Consider the following 19,792-nt stretch of genomic DNA (forward strand, 5'->3'; position numbering starts at 1 on the left):
GCGCGCACTTGTATAGTGATGAAGCCAACCTATCCCTCGGGATAATTGTTTCAATGAGTACGTGGGCCTAGGCTGCGCAGGGCGGTGCAAACGCCCATGCCGGTGCGAGGAAGCCATGATCCGAATAGGCAATGCCCAAGTGTCGCTGGAGCGGCGAGAAGTGTTTCTCGACGGCAAGCCGATCCTGCTGGGCGGGCGCGCATTCGAGGTATTGGCCACGCTGATCAGGGCCAAGGGCCGGGTGGTCGGCAAGGATGAGCTGTTCAGCCAGGTATGGGCCGGCACGGTGGTTGAGGACAACAACCTGCAGGTGCAGGTGTCCTTGCTGCGTAAAGCTTTTGGCGACCGCGGGCTGATTCAGACTGTGCCGCGTCGGGGTTACCGGCTGGCCGCCGAGCTCAGCTTCGATGTCCCTTGCCAGGCGCTGGGGCCATCACCGTTTTGTCCCGCCGCCGACAACCTTGAACCGTTGGATGACAGCACTCGAGTGCCGGTGCTGGTGGTGGACGACGACCCGTCGGTACGTACGGCGCTGGGCCGCCTGCTGCGCTCACAGGATATCCCGCACCATGTGTTTGCCAGTGCCGAGGCGTTGTTCGACGCCCGCCTGGAAACGCCCTATGCCTGCCTCCTGCTGGACATGCACCTGTCTGACACCACCGGGCTGGAAGTGCAAGACGCGTTGCGCCGGCTGGCGCTGCCCTGGCCGATCGTGTTCATGACTGGCTTCGGCACCATCCCGATGACGGTGCAGGCCATGCGAGCCGGTGCTGTAGAGTTTCTGACCAAGCCATTTGACGAAGACCAACTGCTGACGCTGCTGCAGGGCGTGCGGCACAGGGCCTTGGCCGATGGGCGCAAATGGCGGCATGCGCGGCAGGTCGAGGAAAAATACCAGTGCCTGACCCCGCGTGAGCGCCAGGTATTCTCGCTGGTGGTCGATGGCTTGTCGCACAAGCAGATCGCCAGGCAGATCGGCACCAGCGAAGTGACAACCAAGGTGCACAAGAAGAACATCATGAACAAGATGCAGTCCCGCTCGCTGATCGAACTGGTGGCCATGCACAACGTTATCGGTGCGCGGCCTGAGGGCCTGGGCGGCGCATGAACAGATGGGTGTGCATCGTCGACGACGATGCTTCGGTGCGCAAAAGCCTGGCCAACCTGCTGCGTTCAGCCGGGTTCGAGACCTTGTCGTTTGCTACAGCGGCTGCGTTCCTTGGGTCGGATCTGGCTTGGCAGGCGGGTTGCGTGTTGCTCGACCTGAAGATGCAGGGGATGGGTGGGCTGGACGTTCAACGAGCGCTGGCGGGGCAGGGGCGGTGCTTGCCAGTGATCTGCATGTCGGCGCATTGGGACGATGGCGCGGTGCATTCGGCGATGAGCCTTGGGGCGTTGGCCTGCCTGGGTAAGCCGTTCTCTGAAGAGGTATTGCTTAAGGCGGTTGAGGAGGCTTTGGCTGGCAAAGCCTGATGTAGTTGTTCGCCTTGATGCTTTCTTCGCCTGCCCCGGCAATCTAACTGCTCCCCGGCCGGTACTGCAGGGCCTCGGCCAGATGTGGCCGGCCAATCGCTTCACAACCCTCCAGGTCCGCCAGTGTCCGCGCCACTTTCAACAACCGGTGCGCTGCCCGCAACGACAAGGTCAACCGCTCGCAAGCGTTCTCCAGCCACGCCTGGTCCGCCGCCGCCAATGGGCAATGGCGGCGTAACCCCTCAAGGTCGAGAAACGCATTCACACACCCCTGGCGACGCTGCTGTACTTCACGCGCCTGCGCCACCCGGGCTGCCACATCGGCACTGGTCTCACCACAGGGCTGGTTGTTCAGCGTGGTGCTTTCGCGGGCCACGGTCAGGTGCAGGTCGATGCGGTCCAGCAGCGGCCCCGACAGCTTGTTGCGGTACCGCGCGATCTGCTCGGTGCTGCAGCGGCAGCGGCCAGTAGGGTCGCCCAGGTAACCGCAAGGGCATGGGTTCATCGCCGCCACCAGCTGAAAGCGCGCCGGAAAGCGCACCTTGTCGCGGGCCCTGGCAATCACGATCTCGCCCGATTCCAACGGTTCGCGCAGCACTTCCAGCACACGCCGTTCAAACTCTGGCAATTCATCCAGAAACAGAACGCCATGGTGGGCCAAGGTGATTTCGCCCGGTTGTGGCCGGCTGCTGCCCCCGACCAGGGCCGGCCCGGACGCAGAGTGGTGGGGGTGGCGAAACGGTCGCTGCGGCCAGCTGCTCAGCGGTGTATGCCCGCTGACCGACTGGATCGCCGCCACTTCCAGCGCCTCGTGCTCGTCCAGCGGTGGCAGCAGCCCGGGCAGGCGGCTGGCGAGCAAGGTCTTGCCGGTGCCGGGTGGCCCGGTGAACAGCAAGTTGTGCGCCCCAGCCGCCGCCAGCATCAATGCGCGCTTGGCCGCAATTTGGCCCTGCACCTCGCTCAGGTCAGGGTAGGGGCGTTGATGCAGGATCAAACCGTTGGCAGCGTATGGCGGTAGCGGCACCTGGCCGTTCAGGTGGGCGACCAGCTCCAGCAGGTGCCCTGCTGCATACACCACCAGCCCGCCGGCCAGGCTGGCCTCCTCGGCGTTCTCACGTGGAACCACCAGCGACCGGCCCGCCTCCCGTGCCGCCAGTGCCGCCGGCAGTACGCCCTGCACCGCACGCAATTTGCCAGACAACGCCAGTTCGCCCAGGCACTCGACCTCGGCGAGGCTGGCCGCTGGCACCTGGCCGTCGGCGGCAAGTATGCCCAGAGCGATGGCCAGGTCATAGCGCCCGCCATCCTTGGGCAAGTCGGCGGGGGCCAGGTTCTGGGTAATGCGCCGTTGTGGGTAGTTCAGCCCGGAATTGACGATGGCACTGCGTACCCGGTCCTTGCTTTCCTTGACCGTGGTTTCTGGCAGGCCGACCAGGGTGAGATGGGGCAGGCCGTTGGCCAGGTGAGTTTCGACGCTGACCGCCGGTGCCTGTACACCCACCTGGGCGCGGCTGTGAACGAGGGCTAGGGACATGGACGCTCCGTTGTCGCTGGAAAGGGCCGCTTCATGCGGCTGGGTCAGAATAGCCAGCGCGGCCAAGGCGGGCGCAAGAAGTGTGCGTCGGGGTTTTTCAGCGCAGGGTTTTTCCCTGTTTTTCTGTGAATTTCGACAACAACTGGATCCAATTAACTTTGCGCAGGTACCTGCCATGGCTTAGTGTTATTGGGCAACCGCAGTTGCCATGGGATGGCACCGCGTCTTCTTTCAAATGGACTTGAGGTATTGCGCCGTGCAAACGCTCACCCGCACGCGCCAGATCATTCGCGAACTGGTGCAGGCCAATTCTTTCATTGAGCTCACCCGCTTTTTCGACTGCCTTGAGGTGCAATGGCGCCAAGCCCCGCCCGGGGAGTTTCCGGCCTACCTGGCAGCCATCGAAGGGCACATGCTGGTTGACTTCGAAAACCAGAATGACAGGGCCCTGAGCCAGGTGCTCAAAGCCTGGATTGACGCCTGCCCCAAGGCTTACCACCCACAGGTGGTAATGGGCATGCACTGCTTGCACCGGGCCTGTCAGGTGCAGGCTGGTGGCCCACACAACGCGGCGCGCTTGCTGGCCGTCGAGCAAATGTGTGAAACCGCGACCGCACACCTTTTGCGCGCAATGGACCGCTGCGCACAACCCGTGGCAGCGGCCATTGGCATGCTGCGTGTCAGTGCGCAGTTGCGCGAGCCTGGCTGGTTGAACGAACTGTTTGAGGGGCAGCCTGCGCGCTTCAGGCCCAGTGCCCATGCCGATGTGGAGGTACAGGAAGCTGCAGCGCCATTACTGGTCCGGCACGGGCTGTTGCCGCTGGCTGAGCTGCCCCAGGCGTTGCCGGCGTGCCTGAGCAGGCGTGTCGACCACGAAAACGCAGCACCACGCTATTACTGGTTGCGCCATGCACTCGTGGCCCGCCCCGGTTGCTTTGAAGCCATCCAGGCGCTCGCGGTTTACCTGCTGCCCCGTTGGGGCGCCAGCTTCGATGCGCTAGAGCTGCTGGCCAATGGGCCGTTGTGCGAGACGTGGGACGAAGCGTTGCGCAATGCGTTGCGCTGGATGGCCGTCGAAGAACGGCTGAAGCTGCCGCATGCCGACCAGTTGCAGGCCGTTGTCGATTGGCAGCAACTGTTCGATACCTGGTTGCAGCGCCCGCTAAGGCCCAGGGAAAGCGCTGTCGTGCTGGCTTGGCGAGGCGCGCTACGTAGCAGTGCCTTGCAAGACCATGCCGGTGGTATGCGCGATTTCGCCGCAAGCATGGCATGTAACGCTGATCACGGCGCCATCCCTGCGATGGGCGAGCCGTTTCGCTGTTTGGTCGGGTTGATACTGCGCGATGGCATGGCAGATGACCTTCAACTGCTGCGCACTGCCATCGAGCGCCTGTGTGAAGGCGGCTCGCATGCTGGGGCCTGTGCAATGCGAGCTGCCGGGCACCGCTTCGGCCTGTGGGGGCTGCCACGCTCGGCCGAGCAGGCCAGGCTATGGTCGCAGATGGCGGTGACGCGCCAGCGCGCGCGGCAGGCCCCAGGCTTCGAGGTGCTCGCGGTGGCGCGGCTGCTGTGGGCTGCCAACAGGCACGAGGTGGCGTGTTACCTGTATGAGCGCTGTGCCGAGATGAGCCTGCCTGGGGCTGCCCTCGGCCTGTACGAGCTGCACAGCGGCGGCCTGGGCAATACCCCGTCGCATTATCTGGATGACGAGGCGGCGGGGTATTGGCTGCAACGTGCAGTGGAAGCGGGCAGCAGGCAGGCCAAGTACAACCTCGCCTGCCTGCGCATGGATGGCGATGAGGACCTGAATGAGCGAAGCGCCATGCTGGCGGTCAGGCGCCTGCTGGTCGACGCGTTGGGCAATGCGCAGACCAATGCCCGCGCGCGTTTGCACCTGGGGATTCTATTGCGCCAGTTTGGTGAAGCGCAGGAGCGGGCCGAAGCGGTCGCCTACCTGTCGAGCCTGGTCGAGCACCCGGACGCGTGGGTTGCCGGGCGCGCCAGCGCCGAACTGGGGCTGGCCTGGATGCAGGGGCGCGGCACCCGCAAGCAGAGCCGGTTTGCAGCCATCGAATGGGCCAATCGTGCGGTTACCTTGCAGCCGGGGGATCCGGCCATTGAAGATATCCAGGCCGAGATCCTCAACTCACACAACCGGATGAAGACGCTGGTTACCCAGTGTGGTGCAGCCCTGTTTCGCGGCACCTTGCATGCCAGCGAGTTGCCGCCGAAACAGCTCTGCGCGAGCTAGCAGGCTTGCGCGAATCCCTGTGGGAGCGGGCAAGCCCGCGAAGCAGGCAACGCGGTGGATGGCACCGGCTGCGCCGGTGTTCGCGGGCATGCCCGCTCCCACAGGTTAACCTTCAAGCGGTTGTTATTCCTGCGCGCCGGGCGCCATGCGTGCTTCCAGCTCGGCGACTTGTTTTTCCAGCGCCTCAAGGCGGGCGCGGGTGCGCGCCAGCACGACCATCTGGCTGTCGAATTCGTCACGGCTGACCAGGTCCAGCTTGCTGAAGGCACCTTGCATCAGCACCTTGAACTGGCTTTCCAGTTCTGCACGGGGCTGGGCGGTATCGCTGCTGAACAGGCGTGAGGCCTGGTCGCTCAGGGCATCGAGAAGGGCTTTGGGCGCGAGCATGGGGCTGTCCACTGAAACGGAGAAATGGCCCGCAGTGTAGCACGGGCAATTCAGACCCCCAGACGGCGAGCGATTGCACATTTTTCGCGCAATGCGCCCTGCTTGTGCGCACCGAAACTGTGCATGTTTTCAATGCTGGCGACTGGCCAATCCCGACCCTTTCACATAACTCGCTGTTTTCCGGTGCTTTGCCGGACCTGGCAAGGTTTCTGCAAAGACCTGTACGAGCCATGCACTGATGCAGTTCCTTGTGACCAAGCAGTGCGCACGCGGAGCCGGATACCGACGACGCGTTACAAAGCCAACCGCTGCGCTTAGACTTGAGACGGGTTTGTTTTCCTGGGGCAAGTCCACCAAATCGGGAGAGAGTTTCATGAAGCTAGTCACAGCCATCATCAAGCCGTTCAAGCTGGACGACGTGCGCGAGTCGCTGTCGGAAATCGGCGTGCAGGGCATCACTGTTACTGAAGTCAAAGGCTTCGGCCGGCAGAAGGGCCACACCGAGCTGTATCGCGGTGCTGAATATGTGGTCGATTTTCTGCCCAAGGTAAAGATCGATGTCGCCATCGATGACAAGGACCTTGATCGGGTAATCGAAGCCATCACCAAGGCAGCCAACACCGGCAAGATCGGTGACGGCAAGATTTTCGTGGTGAATCTGGAGCAGGCGATCCGCATCCGTACCGGCGAAACCGATACCGACGCGATCTAAGCAGCAAAAAAGCCTCACCAAACCCAACGCCCCAGGAGAAAACAACATGACTCTGCGTAAGATCGCAGGGCTAGGAGCCCTTTTGTCCCTCGTAATGCCCGGGCTTGCCCTGGCAGAGGAAGCTGCCCCAGCGCTGAACTCCGGCGACACCGCCTGGATGCTGACCGCAACGGCGCTGGTGCTGTTCATGACTATCCCGGGCCTGGCCCTGTTCTATGGCGGCATGGTGCGTTCCAAGAACGTGCTGTCGGTGATGATGCAGTGCTTTGCAATCACCGGCCTGATTAGCATTCTCTGGGTCGTCTACGGTTACAGCATGGCCTTCGATACCACCGGTATGGAAAAGGGCGTGCTCAACTTCAACTCCTTCGTCGGCGGCTTCTCCAAGGCCTTCCTCAGCGGCGTCACGCCCGAGAACCTGACGTCGGCCACCGCACTCTTCCCTGAAGCGGTATTCATCACCTTCCAGATGACCTTCGCCATTATCACCCCGGCACTGATCGTGGGTGCCTTCGCCGAGCGCATGAAGTTCTCTGCGATGCTGGTGTTCATGGGTATTTGGTTCACTCTGGTGTATGCGCCGATCGCGCACATGGTGTGGAGCGGTGACGGTGCACTGATGTGGGACTGGGGCGTACTGGACTTCGCGGGCGGCACCGTGGTGCACATCAACGCTGGTATCGCAGGCCTGGTCTGCTGCCTGGTGCTGGGCAAGCGCAAGGGCTACCCGACCACCCCGATGGCCCCGCACAACCTGGGCTACACCCTGATCGGCGCGGCCATGCTGTGGATCGGCTGGTTCGGCTTCAACGCAGGCTCCGCCGCTGCCGCCAACGGCACCGCTGGTATGGCCATGCTGGTCACCCAGATCGCCACCGCAGCAGCAGCCTTGGGCTGGATGTTCGCCGAGTGGATTGGCCACGGTAAGCCAAGTGCCCTGGGCATTGCTTCGGGTGTGGTTGCCGGCCTGGTCGCCATTACCCCGGCTGCAGGCACCGTGGGGCCGATGGGCGCCCTGGTGATCGGTCTGGCTTCGGGTGTGATCTGCTACTTCTGCGCCACCACCCTCAAGCGCAAGCTGGGCTACGACGACTCGCTGGATGCCTTCGGTGTGCACGGTATCGGCGGCATCATCGGCGCCATCCTTACCGGTGTGTTTGCAGCCCCGGCCCTGGGCGGCTTCGGCACTGTCACCGACATTGGCATGCAGGTCTGGATCCAGGCCAAAGGCGTGATTTTCACCGTGGTCTACACCGCCATCGTCACCTACGTGATCCTCAAGGTGCTGGATGTGGTGATGGGCCTGCGGGTCAACGAAGAAGAAGAGTCGGTCGGCCTCGACCTGGCTCAGCACAACGAACGCGGCTACAACCTGTAACTGCGACGCGGTAAAAACTTGCCCGGCTTGCCGGGCATTTTTTTGCCAGATTTTCAGCTTTTCGCGCTTGGCAAACGGTTTATCCGGCACGTTCGCGGCGTAGGTAAAAAACTTACAAGTCGTAGGGCGTTTATGGAGCTTTGCTTTTTCCACGGGCGCGCTAGAATGCGCGCCGAAGAGTGTTTGACGAGGAGTCCACACACTTCCCCAGCCTTTGCTAGGCTTGCCAATAGCGTGTGGCCAGCAGGGTTCAATGATTTTTGTCAGGCCGTGCCAGGAGCAGGGCCTGCTGGGGGCCGCCTCCCATGAGGAGCGCCAACCCAAGGGCAGTGGCCTAACCCACGGCCAGTTGAATTTTCACCGGTGGCTGCCGGTCTACGGCTGCACTGGTCTATAACTAACCTGCTTTTCGCAAGTCATGAGGTAGAACATGAGCGACGATGATCTGGAAAACGACGACCTCGAAGTAGGCGACGAAGACGAGGGTGATGAAGGCCTTGAGGCTGCGGCTGACGATGGCGCCGAAGACTCTGGCGATGACGACAGCAGCCCGGCACCCGCTGCCAAAGGCAAATCCAAGGCGGCGGTCTCGGTAGACGAGATGCCGAGCATGGAAGCCAAGCAGAAAGAGCGTGATGCGCTGGCCAAGGCGATGGAAGATTTCCTTTCGCGCGGTGGCAGGGTGCAGGAAGTCGAGGCCAACGTGGTCGCCGACCCGCCCAAGAAGCCGGACAACAAGTACGGCAGCCGCCCTATCTGAGTGGCTGAACACAAAAAAGCCCGCCGTCGCTGCGGGCTTTTTTGTGCCTGTGGGTTTTGTGTTGCCCTTGCCGGCCTCTTCGCGGGCATGCCCGCTCCCACAGGATCACCCCAGGCTGAGCCCTGCACGGTCCCTGTGGGAGCGGGCGTGCCCGCGAATGGGCCGCAAAGCGGCCCCTGTCAGCGCCAGCGCGCGAGCACGTCGGGCAACTGCGACAGGCGCTGGATCTCGGCATCCGGGGTCTGCTCACCTGCCCAGGGCTTGCCCTGCGGGTTGAACCACACTGCGCGCAAGCCGGCACGCTGGGCACCGGCAACGTCGTCACCGGGATGGTCACCGATATGCACCGCCGCGCTGGCGTCCACCTCACCTCGGCGTAGCGCTTCAAGAAACGGCGCCGGGTCCGGCTTGCCAATCCCCAGATCCTCCGCACACAGGGCAAACCGGAAGTAATCCGCCAGCCCCAGCCGGCTCACGTCGGCATTACCGTTGGTGACCACGCCCAGAATGTATTGATGGCGCAAGAGCTCCAGCACCGGCTGTACCTCGGGGAATATCTCCACCTGGTGGCGGGCATGCAGGAACACTTCAAAGCCTTCATTGGCCAGCTCCTGCGCATGCTTTTCGCTGTAGCCGACTGCTTCCAGTGCATGGAACAACACCCGACGACGCAAGGCGCTGATGCGGTGCTTGAGGCCGGGCTCAGCCTGTACCAGGCGCTCGCGGATGGCGAACAGGTGCTCCACCGGCACGCCGCCGAGGACCGGGGCGTTGGCTTGGAGCCAGTCGCGCAGCACGACTTCTGCGCTGGCGATGACCGGCGCGGTGTCCCACAGGGTGTCGTCGAGGTCGAATGTGATCAGCTTGATGCTCATGAGTCTGTGCCTTTGCTGCGTTTGGCCCGAGGGTGGGCGCTGTCGTACACCGCGGCCAGGTGCTGGAAGTCCAGGTGGGTGTAGATTTGCGTGGTGCTGATGTCGGCATGGCCGAGCATCTCCTGCACTGCCCGCAGGTCCTGGGACGATTCCAGCACATGGCTGGCGAAGGAATGGCGAAGCATGTGCGGGTGCAGGTGCTGGCCCAGTTCGCGCTCACCCGCCTTCTTGACCCGTTGCTGCACAGCCCGTGGCGTGATGCGGTTGCCCTGGCGGGTGATGAACACCGCGCGGTCGCGCGGATTGCCGATCCCGCGCAGGCGGTACCAGGCTTGCAGCGCCTCGCGGGCCTTGCGGCCAACCGGCAGCACGCGGGCTTTGCCACCTTTGCCCAGCACCTGCACCAGGCCGGCAGCAAGGTCGAGGTGATCGAGGTCAAGGTTGGTCAGCTCGGACAGGCGCAGGCCTGACGAATAGAACAGTTCGAGCATGGCCTGGTCACGGCGGGCGATAAAGTCGTCGTCGACGCCGCCATCAAGCAGTTGCAGGGCGCGGTCGGTGTCCAGCACCTTGGGCAGCCGACGCTCACCTTTGGGTGCACTCAAACCTGTGGCCGGGTCGTGCTGGCACAGGCCTTCGCGGTTGAGGTAGCGGTACAGGCCGCGCACCGCCGACAGCAGCCGAGCCAGGCTGCGCGAGGACTGGCCATGGTGGTGTAGCCGGGCGATCAGCTGGCGCAGCTGCTGGATCTGCAGCGCCTGCCAACCGGTAATACCGTGTTCATTGCAGTAGGCGATGACCTTGTCCAAGTCACGACGGTAACCCAGCAAGGTGTGCTCCGACACCTGGCGCTCGTTGCGCAGGTGGGCGCAATAAGCCTCCAGCTGGGTTTTCATCAGCGTACCGAGCGCAAAGTCTGGGTAACGCGTGGTACCACGCGGCCGAGCACTTCGGCGATGTAGCCGAGGAACAGGGTGCCGACGCTGCTCTTGTAGTGTTGCGGGTCGCGGCTGCCTATCGCCAGCACTCCATGTAGCCCTTGGTAATCGAGGGCGGCCACGGCGCTGGAACCCACTTCCCGGCGCTGTTCTTCGCCAAACAGGAAGGCCAGTTCATGCTCACGCAGGTTGCCACTGACCGTCTTGCCGCCGCCCAGCAGGGCACCGATGGCCTGTTGCGCCTCGGCGTTGCTGACCCAGCGCCCGACCGGCGCGACGTTGTCGCCGAACAGGATAAGGCTGACGAAGGGCACCTGGAATTCCTGGCGCAGGCTGTCTTCGACCGCCATCACCACTTCTTCCAGGGTGCCGGCATCGAGCAGGTCGAGGATCAGCCGGCGGGTCTTGTCGAACAGCCGGTCGTTGTCGCGGGCCACGTCCATCAGTTGCGACAGGCGATGGCGCATCTCGATGTTACGGTCGCGCAACAGCTTGAGCTGGCGCTCCACCAGCGACACGCTGTCGCCACGCTGATGGGGAATGCGCTGTTCGAGCAACAACTCGTCGTGCTCGGCGAAGAAGGTAGGGTGGGCGCGCAGGTAGGCGACCACCGCTTCGGCATCGAGCTCGGCGGACTGCTGGGGTACAACCTTGGGCTGATCTTTCATGGCGGTTACTCGCTTAGGCTCTGTACGAAAAGCCTTGATACTCGGTGATGCTGCGTTGAAAACAGCCTCGGAATGCTCATTTACAACCCGTAAACTCCGCTTCCTCGGCTGTTTTCGCCTTGCCTGACCTTCGTCTCAAGACTTTTCCTACAGACCCTAGAGACGAACCTGTCCTTCGTAGACGCGTACGGCCGGGCCGGTCATCAACACAGGCTTGCCGGGGCCGGCCCATTCGATGTGCAGGCGGCCACCGGGCAGGTCGAGGGATACCGGGGAATCCATCCAGCCTTGGCTGATCGCTGCCACGGCCGCGGCGCAAGCGCCGGTGCCGCAGGCCTGGGTTTCGCCCGCGCCGCGTTCCCACACACGCAGGTTGGCACGGTGGCGGTCGATGACCTGGAGGAAACCGGCATTCACCCGCTGCGGGAAGCGTGGGTGGTTTTCGATTTTCGGGCCCAGCTCATGCACCGGTGCAGTATGCACGTCGTCGACGCGCAGCACGGCATGCGGGTTACCCATGGACACGGCAGCAATGGAATGCAGCCGACCGTCGACTTCCAGTGGGTAGTTCAGCGCCTGCGCATCAGCGACGAAGGGAATTTCGGCAGGGATCAAGCGCGGTGGACCCATGTCGACACTCACCTGGCCGTCGTTCTGCACGTCCAGCACGATGATGCCGCTTTTGGTTTCCACGCGAATACGCTTTTTCGCGGTCAGGCGCTTGTCCAGTACAAAGCGGGCGAAGCAGCGCGCACCATTGCCGCATTGCTCCACTTCGGAACCGTCGGCATTGAAGATGCGGTAGCGGAAGTCCACTTCCGGGTTGTTCGGCGCCTCGACGATCAGCAACTGGTCGAAGCCGATGCCGGTATGGCGGTCACCCCATTGCTTGGCGTGCTTGGGCTGGATGTGCGCGTGCTGGCTGACCAGGTCGAGGACCATGAAGTCGTTGCCCAGGCCGTGCATCTTGGTAAAACGCAGCAGCATGGGCTTACTCCGGCAGCAGGCTTTCGCCAGCGTACAGTTCGGCGATGGTCTCGCGGCGGCGTACTTCGAACGCCTGGTCGCCGTCGACCAGGATTTCAGCGCAACGGCCACGGGTGTTGTAGTTGGAGCTCATGACAAAACCATAGGCGCCTGCGGACTGCACGGCCAGCAGGTCGCCTTCGGCCAGGTTCAGCACACGGTCCTTGCCGAGGAAGTCGCCGGTCTCGCAGATCGGGCCGACCAGGTCGTAGGCACGGCCTTCGCCCTCGCGTGGCACGACCGCGCTGACGCCCATCCAGGCCTGGTAAAGGGCAGGGCGAATCAGGTCATTCATCGCCGCATCGATGATGGCGAAGTCCTTGTGTTCGGTGTGCTTGAGGTATTCCACGCGGGTCAGCAGCACGCCGGCGTTGGCCACGATGTAGCGGCCCGGCTCGAACACCAGCGCCAGGTCGCGCTTGCCCACACGTTCGCGGATAGCCTTGATGTAGTCGGCCACCAACGGGGGTTCTTCGTCGCGATAGCGCACGCCAACGCCACCACCCAGGTCCAGATGGCGCAGGTGGATACCGCAGTCGGCGAGGCGATCGACCAGCTCCAGCAGGCGGTCGAGGGCATCGAGGAAGGGTTCCACGGTGGTCAGCTGCGAGCCGATGTGGCAGTCGACGCCAACCACTTCCAGGTTCGGCAACTGCGCGGCACGTACGTAGATGGCCTCGGCGTCGGCGATGGCGATGCCGAATTTGTTTTCCTTAAGGCCGGTGGAGATGTACGGGTGGGTACCGGCGTCTACATCCGGGTTGACCCGCAGCGACACAGGGGCAACCTTGCCCATTTCGGCGGCCACCACTTGCAGGCGCTCCAGCTCGTCGGCGGACTCGACGTTGAAGCAGTGCACACCTACTTCCAGGGCGCGGCGCATGTCTTCGCGGGTTTTGCCCACGCCGGAGAACACCACGCGGTCGGCACGCCCGCCAGCGGCCAGCACGCGCTCCAGCTCGCCGCCAGAGACAATGTCGAAACCTGCGCCCAGGCGCGCCAGCACGTTCAGCACGCCAAGGTTGGAGTTGGCCTTGACCGCAAAGCACACCAGGTGCTCGGTGCCTTGCAGGGCGTCGGCGTAGCTGCGGTACTGGGCCTCGATGTGGGCGCGCGAGTACACGTAGGTGGGGGTGCCGAAACGTTCGGCGACGGCCGACAGGGCCACCCCTTCCGCGAACAGCTGACCGTCGCGGTAGTTGAAAGCGTTCATCTGGTTTCCTTACTGCGCAGGCGACTGCTCGGGCTCGGACTGCAGCTCGGGCTGCTGCGCTTGCGCCGGGGCCGGCTTGGCTTTTGGCTGGTGCTGGTGCGACTTCTGCGCTTTGCCGTTATCGCCGTCTTCAGGCAGATACAACGGGCCTTTCTGGCCGCAGGCCGAAACGAGGCAGGCAACAGCGACCAGCGCCGCGAAGGAGGAAATCAGGCGCTTCATGGGTGAAATCCTTAGAAAAATGCAGTATTGCGCCCGAGTATACCGAGCGACCGGCGGCTTGCCTATGCAAGGGCCGGTCCGCCGGGCGGGCTATTCTTACCGCCTTCAATGGCTAATCTTTGCATTCGGCGCCAAGCGCCCGTATCTTGCCCGGCTTGCCTGTAATGCAGCCAATTTCGAGGTTCCTGCAATGAGTTTGAGTGAAGCGCGTTTCCATGACCTGGTCGACGCGACCCAACAGGCCCTGGAAGACCTGTTCGACGAGAGCGGCATGGACCTGGACATGGAGAACTCCGCCGGTGTACTGACCATCAAGTTCGACAACGGCAGCACGCTGATTTTCAGCCGACAGGAGCCGCTGCGCCAGTTGTGGCTGGCGGACAAGTCAGGTGGTTTCCACTTTGATTATGACGAAGAAAACAAGAAGTGGACCTGCGAAAAGACTGACGAACTGCTGGGCGAAATGCTCGAGCGCATCGTCTGGGAGCGGGCCGGCGAGAAGCTGGACTTCGACGAGATCTGACATGAGCAGCACCCAGGCCCGGCCGCCCAAGCCGCTCTACAGCAACATTAGCCCAGCCGTGCCATCGCCGTGCATCAGCGTTTGCCGGCTGGACGAACAGCGGGTATGCACCGGCTGCCAGCGGCATGTGGAGCACATCCGCGAATGGCGCTCAGCCGATGACGAACGGCGTCGGCAGATCTGCCGCGAGGCCCAGGCCCTACGCGACCAGGCGAAGGCACACTGATAGCAGGGGCTTGAGTATTTACCCGGCTGTGGTAGTGTCGGGTTCTGCGTCGGTGACGCCAATGCCTTCACAAACCCCGCCCTTGGGCGGGGTTTTGCTTTATCTGCACATTGAAAATTGCCTGTTCAAAGGAGTCTGACTGGATCATGAGCACCAAGCCTTCCCTCACCCTCACCCGATTGGACGTACAGCGTCTGGAGCGTCTGATCGACAGCCTCGACGAGAGTACGCCGGGCGTGCTCGCTCTGCAGGCCGAGCTGGACCGCGCCGAAAAGGTGGTCGGTCACGAGGAAGTGCCGGCGGGCGTGGTGACCATGAACTCGCGCGTGCATTGCCGTGAAGAAGCCAGCGGCAAGGACTACCACCTGACGTTGGTCTATCCGAAAGATGCCGGGCCGGAAGGCAATGTCTCGGTCCTTGCGCCGATTGGCTGCGCGTTGCTGGGGCTGTCGGTGGGCGAGCAGATCGACTGGCCGGCGCCGGGGGGCAAGACCCTCAAGCTCAAGCTGCTGGAAGTGGAATACCAGCCGGAAGCCGCCGGCAATTTCGACCTGTAATTCCCAACGGGGCTGCTTTGCTTCACCTGTGGGAGCGGGCGTGCCCGCGAAGAATCCAACGCGGTGACTGGCACCGGCTTTGCCGGTGTTCGCGGGCACGCCCGCTCCCACAGGTACTGCGCTGGCCTCTAGCCCTGTGTAACCCAGATGGGGGCAGTCACGGTCATTCGCTTAGCACCTGCTCCAACCCCTCATTCAACGCCTGCTCCAGCACCCGCTTATAGCTCAGGTACACCTGCGTCGCCCCAAGCCGGTCATCCAGCAACTCGGACAGATCCAGGTCTGTGATGTAGCACCGGTACTGCCCGGCCCCGCGCCGCTGGCCAATGATCTGCCTGGCCACCACCGTATACAGCTGCGCCCCATGCTCCAGCTCCGAAAACTCTTGCTGGTCGCAGTACAGCGTCACATGCGCCGCACCCGCTACTCCGGCCTGAATGATGGCCTGTACCTCATAGTAAGGCTGGTCGCTACCTTCGATCGGGGCAAGGCGCGGTTCGATGCCACGCGCCTTGCCAGTGCCGGAAGGCAACAGTTGTGCGTAGTGGATGTCCAGTGAGGCAGGGCGCTGGGTATCCAGCGGCAGCCGAGCGTCACGGCGCATCACCACCGAACGCAGGAACCGCTGCAGCGGCAGCAGCAGGTGAGCTTCGTCATGCAGGGGCAGGCGCTGCTGCCACAGGGCATTGGATTCATCCAGCACATACAACTCGGCCCAACCACCTTGCAGGCGGTAGAACACCTGGATGCAAGCCGGGCGGCCCTGCTCCAGCACCAGGCGAAGGTCATGGTCGTGCAGAGCGTGGGCGTCCAGATACAACGGGCTGTAGGCACTGCGCTCTTCGCCCAGATAAGTCAACAGTGCCTCGTGCTCGGCCAGGGTGGTCAGGCTGACATGCTCTGGCAGCAGTTCCAGCACATGGGTGTGTTCGGCGACCTGCAGCAGGTAGCGGTGGTGCAAGCCCTGGTCCAGCAGCAGCTGCACGGTGTCGAAAATTTCCTCCACGCGCTGGCTGATGGCCTGCGCGCGGCTCTGGCAAAAGCAGCGCACCTGCACCCGTGGCCGGTGGCCGCGCAGTACCGGGCTGTTGAGGAAGTCGCGCAGGCAGCGCACCAGCGCATGTTCACCGTCGTAGCGCTGGACCAGCACCTCGTTCCAGCTGTTCAGGGTGACCTGGTCCAGGGTCAGCACCAGGTTTTCGCGCACGCCTGCGTAGCTCAACGAGTCGGTACGCTCGGTGGTCATCAGGATGTTCAGGTCGCGGTGATGGCGCAGCGGGTCGATGGCGACGTTGACCAGCAACAATACCTCGTCGGCAACACTGGGCTGCAGCAGGCGCACTTCGCTGACGACTGGCAGGGGCAGGGGAATACTGTGCTGCAGGCAACCCATCAGGTTGAACAGCTCGAACTCACTGAGGTCGCTGGCGCCCGGGTGCAGCGCCAGGCGGGTGCTGTTGTCGGTCACGCCATTGCGATGGGCCCAGGCCAGCAGCTCAAGCAGCTCGCGGCAACGTTTTATCGGGCTGAAGTGCTCCACCTCGGAGGTACTCAGGTTGCCGCTGTACAGCTCCCAGTGATGGCTGCCGGGCGCCTTGCGGTTGGGCGCATGGACCAGGGTCAGAGTGCCTTCGGCAAGGTCCGGGGCGATGCCGGGGTTGATCACCTCGACCTTGCCCGCGCGGCGCTCAAAAGCCGCATACAAGCGCCGACCCAGCACGTTGAGGTCGCGCTGTTCGGCACGGCTGCTGGCGTTCTGGGAGCTGGCGAACTGGCTGAGGAAACGGTAGCTGTGGTTAAGCTCGGCCACCAGCTCGCGGCGTTCGACAGCGACCTGCTGCACTTTCCATTGGCTGCGGCTGTCCAGCAGGGCCAGCTGACGCTCATCCCAGCCCCACTCGTCTGCCAGGCGATGCAACAGCCGGCGCTGCCAGCCGCTGGCACGGCCCTGGTCGCTGAGTTTCTTGTTCACCTTCAGGTACAGGCTGCGCCTGACCAGCTCCAGGCGTGCCGGCTCGCCACGTTGCAGCAGGTAGCGTTCGATGCGTCGGTACACCATCACGTACGGGTCCAGCTCGTCGAGGTCGAGCTGGTTGGCGAACACCGCCTGCTTGTAATCCAGGCTCAGGCAGCGCACGGCGGGGTGTTCACTGGCGTAGGCCTCGGTCAGCAGCAGCTTGAGTAGCGACTTGTAGGGCGAATCGATGCCCTTGAACAGCTGCCACAGGCCGGCACCGACAAACTCGCCGGGGGGAATATGCGCCAGGTTACCGAGGTCGAGGGCGTCCTGGCTGCGAATGAAGCGTTTGGTCAGCAGGGTCTGGGTGTAGGCGTGGTAGTTGTGTTCCTGGTAGACGGGTACCAGCCACCACAGGGGTGTACGCCCTGCCAGCCAGAGGGTGGTGCGATAAAACTCGTCCAGCAGCAGGTAGTGCTGGGTGGTGCCGCAGTCGTCGGAGCCCAGTTGGCCGTCGCGCTGGCCTTGGGCAAAGCCTTGTGTGTCGATCAGGAAGAAGTGCGCCTCAGCGCCCAGGCTCGCCGCCCAGTCCTCCAGCAATTGGCACTTGCGGCGCAGCTCTTCCAGCTGTTGAGCGTGCAAGCCGGGTACATGGCACACCCACATGTCCATATCGCTGTGTTCGGCCTGGGCCAGCGAGCCCAGGCTGCCCATCAGGAACAGGCCGTGGATCGGGCGTGGCGGGTTGCCATGGCGGGCCTTGTAGGTGAACGAGCGTGCCAGGCGCTGGGCTTCTGCTACCAGCTCGGCGCCTGGTTCGTAACCCGACACACCTGCGGGGGTGCTGCCAGAGACGTAGCCCGGCAATAGCGGGTGGTTCACATGGAACAGCAATGGCAGCAGTGTCAGCACCTGTTGCTGGCGCGTCGACAGGCCTTCCATTGCCCGCTGCAGGCGGCCCTGGTTGAGCTGCAGGAAGCGCGCACGCAATGTCGCCAGGACCTTGCGGTCGATGCCTTCGTCCAGGTCAGGGCGGATTTCGTGAGGGTGGTTCATTGCGCGCTCGGGCAGGCCAGTGAAGCTGTGGCGAGTTTAGCCTGAGTGACGGGGTCGGATAAGCGCTAATTGGATTTTTTGGCGCCATTTCCCCGGCGCAGGGCTGCTCCAGCTTTCGCTGCGCTTCAGGCATGATGGGCGCACTGAGTTCATGTAGAGAGTTTCCGATGCGTGTATGGATCGATGCCGACGCCTGCCCCAAGGCGGCCAAGGATCTGATCGTCAAGTTCGCCCTCAAGCGCAAGTTCGAAGTGGTGATGGTGGCGGGGCAGGCCGTGGCCAAACCGGCGTTCGCGATCGTGCGCCTGATCGTGGTACCCAGCGGCATGGACGCAGCCGACGACTACCTGGTTGAATACGCCGTGCCTGGCGAACTGGTGATCTGCAGTGATGTGCCGCTGGCTGACCGCCTGGTTAAAAAGGGCGTGGCAGTGCTGGACCCGCGCGGGCGCGAATTTGATGAGCGCAACATGGGTGACCGGCTGGCGGCGCGTAATCTGTTCACCGACCTCCGTGAGCAGGGCCAGGTGGGGGGAGGGCAGGCGGCCTATGGCGAGCGCGACAAACAGGCGTTTGCCAATGCGCTGGACCGGATCATTGCCCGACTTTCCAAACCCTGAAGCGGGGCTGCTTAGCAGCCCCAAAGTGCTACTTGTCGTCGGCGTGGGTCAGCTCCAGCACCCGGTCCACCAGCTTGTAGATACCACCGGCAGCCTCGCTGATCGACTTGGCCTCCATGTACGCCGGGGTGGTCACCAGCTTGCGCTGAATATCTTCGACAATATCGTGCACGTCGCACTCTTCATGGGTGCCACCCATTTTCACCACGGCCGCTGCAGTGCCTGCGTCGCTACCGATGGTGCAAACCACCCCCGGCCCGTAGATCTTCGCCGCCAGGGCAGGTGAAATGCAGATCAGGCCAACCGGCTTGCAGGCGTCGGCAAAGGCTTCGGCCAAGGCCAGAACGTCCGGGTTGACGCTGCAGTTGGCGCCTTCCACGGCAAAGTTGGACAGGTTTTTTGCCGCCCCGAAACCGCCCGGCACGATCAGCGCATCGAAGTCTTCTGCCTTGGCTTCGCGGATGTCCTTGACCTCGCCGCGGGCAATGCGCGCCGACTCCACCAGAACATTGCGCGACTCGGGCATTTCCTCGCCCGTCAGGTGGTTGATGACATGCATCTGCGCGATGTCCGGCGCAAAGCACTGTACCTGCGCTCCGCGCTGGTCGAGGCGCAGCAGGGTGATCACGCTTTCGTGGATTTCGGCGCCGTCATACACGCCACAGCCGGAAAGAATCACCGCTACTTTTTTTGTCATGTTCATTACTCCAGGGTCGAAGCGCTCAATACCCGTCAGTCTGGCAGTACTGCTCGGCGGGTGACAGTCTTGCTTGATTGGATAGCGAACGGGGCGGGGTGTTCAGTCTTGGGGTTCTCTGGCCGCCTTGCGCTCGGCGCGCAAGGTGCGAAAGCGCCGCCGCAGCCACAACAGGACGCCCAGCCCCAGCAGGCCACCGAGCACCCATAGCTCGTAACGCTTCACGTTACCCAGCAGGCCTTCGAGGATGGCGCCGAAGTGGTACGCGGCCGCGCCCAGGGCAATTGCCCAGATGGCGGCGCCAATGCCGTTGAGCAGCAGGTAGCGGCGTGGAGGGTAGCCCGACAGGCCAATGGCCACCGGCATGACCGTACGCAGGCCGTAAACGAAGCGGAAACTCAGCACCCAGATGTCGGGGTGGCGGCGGATGTGGTCCAGCGCCCGGTCACCCATTGCTTGCCAGCGCGGTTTGCGCGCCAGGATCCTGCGCCCATGGCGGCGGCCCATGAAGTACCACAGCTGGTCGCCGGCATAACTGCCGAAAAACGCCACCAGGCACACCAGCTTGATGTCCATGTACCCACGGAACGCAAGGAAACCCGCAAGCACCAGGATGGTCTCGCCTTCAAAGAAGGTGCCTAGAAAAAGGGCGAAGTAGCCGAAATCCTGCAGGAATTGTTGAAGCATTTTCTGAGGTGCTGGCGAAATGAACGCGCAGC

21 protein-coding genes are annotated in these 19,792 nt (G+C 63.2%); 10 read left to right on the forward strand and 11 right to left on the reverse strand.

The annotated features are described in order from the left end of the window. Nucleotides 1-115: 115 nt before the first annotated feature. Together P0Y58_02995 and P0Y58_03000 are read left to right on the forward strand one after the other, a co-directional pair. A complete protein-coding gene (locus tag P0Y58_02995) occupies nt 116-1,108 on the forward strand; it encodes a response regulator (protein WEK31175.1) in 993 nt (330 codons plus the stop codon). Further along, nucleotides 1,105-1,473 carry a response regulator gene (locus P0Y58_03000; GenBank protein ID WEK31176.1) on the forward strand — a complete coding sequence of 123 codons (369 nt, stop codon included), beginning with the start codon at nt 1,105-1,107 and terminating at the stop codon, nt 1,471-1,473. Before P0Y58_02995 ends, P0Y58_03000 begins: the two co-directional genes overlap by 4 nt. 43 nt (nt 1,474-1,516) lie before the next feature. Here P0Y58_03000 and P0Y58_03005 read toward each other — a convergent pair whose 3' ends face one another. Further along, nucleotides 1,517-3,007 carry a YifB family Mg chelatase-like AAA ATPase gene (locus P0Y58_03005; GenBank protein ID WEK31177.1) on the reverse strand — a complete coding sequence of 497 codons (1,491 nt, stop codon included), beginning with the start codon at nt 3,005-3,007 and terminating at the stop codon, nt 1,517-1,519. Nucleotides 3,008-3,263: 256 nt separating this feature from the next. Here P0Y58_03005 and P0Y58_03010 point away from each other — a divergent pair, with 256 nt between their 5' ends. Beyond that, nucleotides 3,264-5,258, forward strand: a complete 1,995-nt coding sequence (locus P0Y58_03010) for a DUF4034 domain-containing protein (GenBank protein WEK31178.1) — start codon at nt 3,264-3,266, stop codon at nt 5,256-5,258. A gap of 123 nt (nt 5,259-5,381) precedes the next feature. Here P0Y58_03010 and P0Y58_03015 read toward each other — a convergent pair whose 3' ends face one another. Beyond that, complete coding sequence (locus P0Y58_03015; protein ID WEK31179.1) at nt 5,382-5,645, reverse strand: accessory factor UbiK family protein; 264 nt, start codon at nt 5,643-5,645, stop codon at nt 5,382-5,384. Between the two features lie 373 nt (nt 5,646-6,018). Here P0Y58_03015 and glnK point away from each other — a divergent pair, with 373 nt between their 5' ends. From glnK to sutA, 3 genes are all read left to right on the forward strand, one after another. Next, the gene (gene glnK / locus P0Y58_03020) at nt 6,019-6,357 is read left to right on the forward strand and encodes a P-II family nitrogen regulator (GenBank protein WEK31180.1); all 339 of its coding nucleotides are present in this window, start codon (nt 6,019-6,021) and stop codon (nt 6,355-6,357) included. A 46-nt stretch (nt 6,358-6,403) separates the two neighbouring features. Further along, nucleotides 6,404-7,735, forward strand: coding sequence for an ammonium transporter (locus tag P0Y58_03025; protein WEK31181.1), 1,332 nt, complete (start codon nt 6,404-6,406; stop codon nt 7,733-7,735). Nucleotides 7,736-8,165: 430 nt separating this feature from the next. Continuing rightward, nucleotides 8,166-8,495, forward strand: coding sequence for a transcriptional regulator SutA (gene sutA / locus P0Y58_03030; protein WEK31182.1), 330 nt, complete (start codon nt 8,166-8,168; stop codon nt 8,493-8,495). A gap of 179 nt (nt 8,496-8,674) precedes the next feature. Here sutA and P0Y58_03035 read toward each other — a convergent pair whose 3' ends face one another. From P0Y58_03035 to P0Y58_03060, 6 genes are all read right to left on the reverse strand, one after another. Next, the gene (locus tag P0Y58_03035) at nt 8,675-9,370 is read right to left on the reverse strand and encodes an HAD family hydrolase (protein ID WEK31183.1); all 696 of its coding nucleotides are present in this window, start codon (nt 9,368-9,370) and stop codon (nt 8,675-8,677) included. Next, entirely contained in the window at nt 9,367-10,266 is a 900-nt protein-coding gene (xerC, locus tag P0Y58_03040) for a tyrosine recombinase XerC (protein WEK31184.1), read from the reverse strand. The genes P0Y58_03035 and xerC overlap by 4 nt, the downstream gene beginning before the upstream one ends. After that, nucleotides 10,266-10,976 carry a DUF484 family protein gene (locus P0Y58_03045; protein ID WEK31185.1) on the reverse strand — a complete coding sequence of 237 codons (711 nt, stop codon included), beginning with the start codon at nt 10,974-10,976 and terminating at the stop codon, nt 10,266-10,268. The genes xerC and P0Y58_03045 overlap by 1 nt, the downstream gene beginning before the upstream one ends. A 156-nt stretch (nt 10,977-11,132) precedes the next feature. Further along, a complete protein-coding gene (dapF, locus tag P0Y58_03050) occupies nt 11,133-11,963 on the reverse strand; it encodes a diaminopimelate epimerase (GenBank protein WEK31186.1) in 831 nt (276 codons plus the stop codon). A 4-nt stretch (nt 11,964-11,967) separates the two neighbouring features. Further along, nucleotides 11,968-13,215 carry a diaminopimelate decarboxylase gene (lysA, locus tag P0Y58_03055; GenBank protein WEK31187.1) on the reverse strand — a complete coding sequence of 416 codons (1,248 nt, stop codon included), beginning with the start codon at nt 13,213-13,215 and terminating at the stop codon, nt 11,968-11,970. 9 nt (nt 13,216-13,224) lie between these two features. Continuing rightward, nucleotides 13,225-13,437 (reverse strand): lipoprotein, encoded by a 213-nt coding sequence (locus tag P0Y58_03060; GenBank protein WEK31188.1) that lies wholly within the window; start codon nt 13,435-13,437, stop codon nt 13,225-13,227. Nucleotides 13,438-13,627: 190 nt separating this feature from the next. Here P0Y58_03060 and cyaY point away from each other — a divergent pair, with 190 nt between their 5' ends. The 3 genes from cyaY to rnk all read left to right on the forward strand — a co-directional run bounded on the left by cyaY (nt 13,628) and on the right by rnk (nt 14,743). After that, a complete protein-coding gene (gene cyaY, locus P0Y58_03065) occupies nt 13,628-13,960 on the forward strand; it encodes an iron donor protein CyaY (GenBank protein ID WEK31189.1) in 333 nt (110 codons plus the stop codon). Between the two features lies 1 nt (nt 13,961). Beyond that, on the forward strand, nt 13,962-14,186 hold the full coding sequence (locus P0Y58_03070; GenBank protein WEK31190.1) for a DUF1289 domain-containing protein: 225 nt from the start codon (nt 13,962-13,964) through the stop codon (nt 14,184-14,186). Nucleotides 14,187-14,332: 146 nt separating this feature from the next. Further along, nucleotides 14,333-14,743 (forward strand): nucleoside diphosphate kinase regulator, encoded by a 411-nt coding sequence (gene rnk, locus P0Y58_03075; GenBank protein WEK31191.1) that lies wholly within the window; start codon nt 14,333-14,335, stop codon nt 14,741-14,743. Between the two features lie 163 nt (nt 14,744-14,906). Here the strand turns inward: rnk and P0Y58_03080 are convergent, their stop codons facing one another. Further along, complete coding sequence (locus tag P0Y58_03080) at nt 14,907-17,756, reverse strand: class I adenylate cyclase (GenBank protein ID WEK31192.1); 2,850 nt, start codon at nt 17,754-17,756, stop codon at nt 14,907-14,909. A 167-nt stretch (nt 17,757-17,923) separates the two neighbouring features. Between P0Y58_03080 and P0Y58_03085 the strand changes: the two genes are divergently transcribed. Next, complete coding sequence (locus P0Y58_03085) at nt 17,924-18,376, forward strand: YaiI/YqxD family protein (GenBank protein WEK31193.1); 453 nt, start codon at nt 17,924-17,926, stop codon at nt 18,374-18,376. A 28-nt stretch (nt 18,377-18,404) separates the two neighbouring features. On the opposite strand, the gene elbB is transcribed toward P0Y58_03085, so the two are convergent. Next, nucleotides 18,405-19,073 (reverse strand): isoprenoid biosynthesis glyoxalase ElbB, encoded by a 669-nt coding sequence (elbB, locus tag P0Y58_03090; protein ID WEK31194.1) that lies wholly within the window; start codon nt 19,071-19,073, stop codon nt 18,405-18,407. A gap of 102 nt (nt 19,074-19,175) precedes the next feature. After that, nucleotides 19,176-19,760 carry a DedA family protein gene (locus tag P0Y58_03095; GenBank protein WEK31195.1) on the reverse strand — a complete coding sequence of 195 codons (585 nt, stop codon included), beginning with the start codon at nt 19,758-19,760 and terminating at the stop codon, nt 19,176-19,178. Nucleotides 19,761-19,792 lie beyond the last annotated feature (32 nt).

Origin of the sequence: Candidatus Pseudomonas phytovorans (assembly GCA_029202525.1) — a bacterium.
In the GTDB taxonomy this organism is placed as follows: Bacteria; Pseudomonadota; Gammaproteobacteria; order Pseudomonadales; family Pseudomonadaceae; genus Aquipseudomonas; species Aquipseudomonas phytovorans.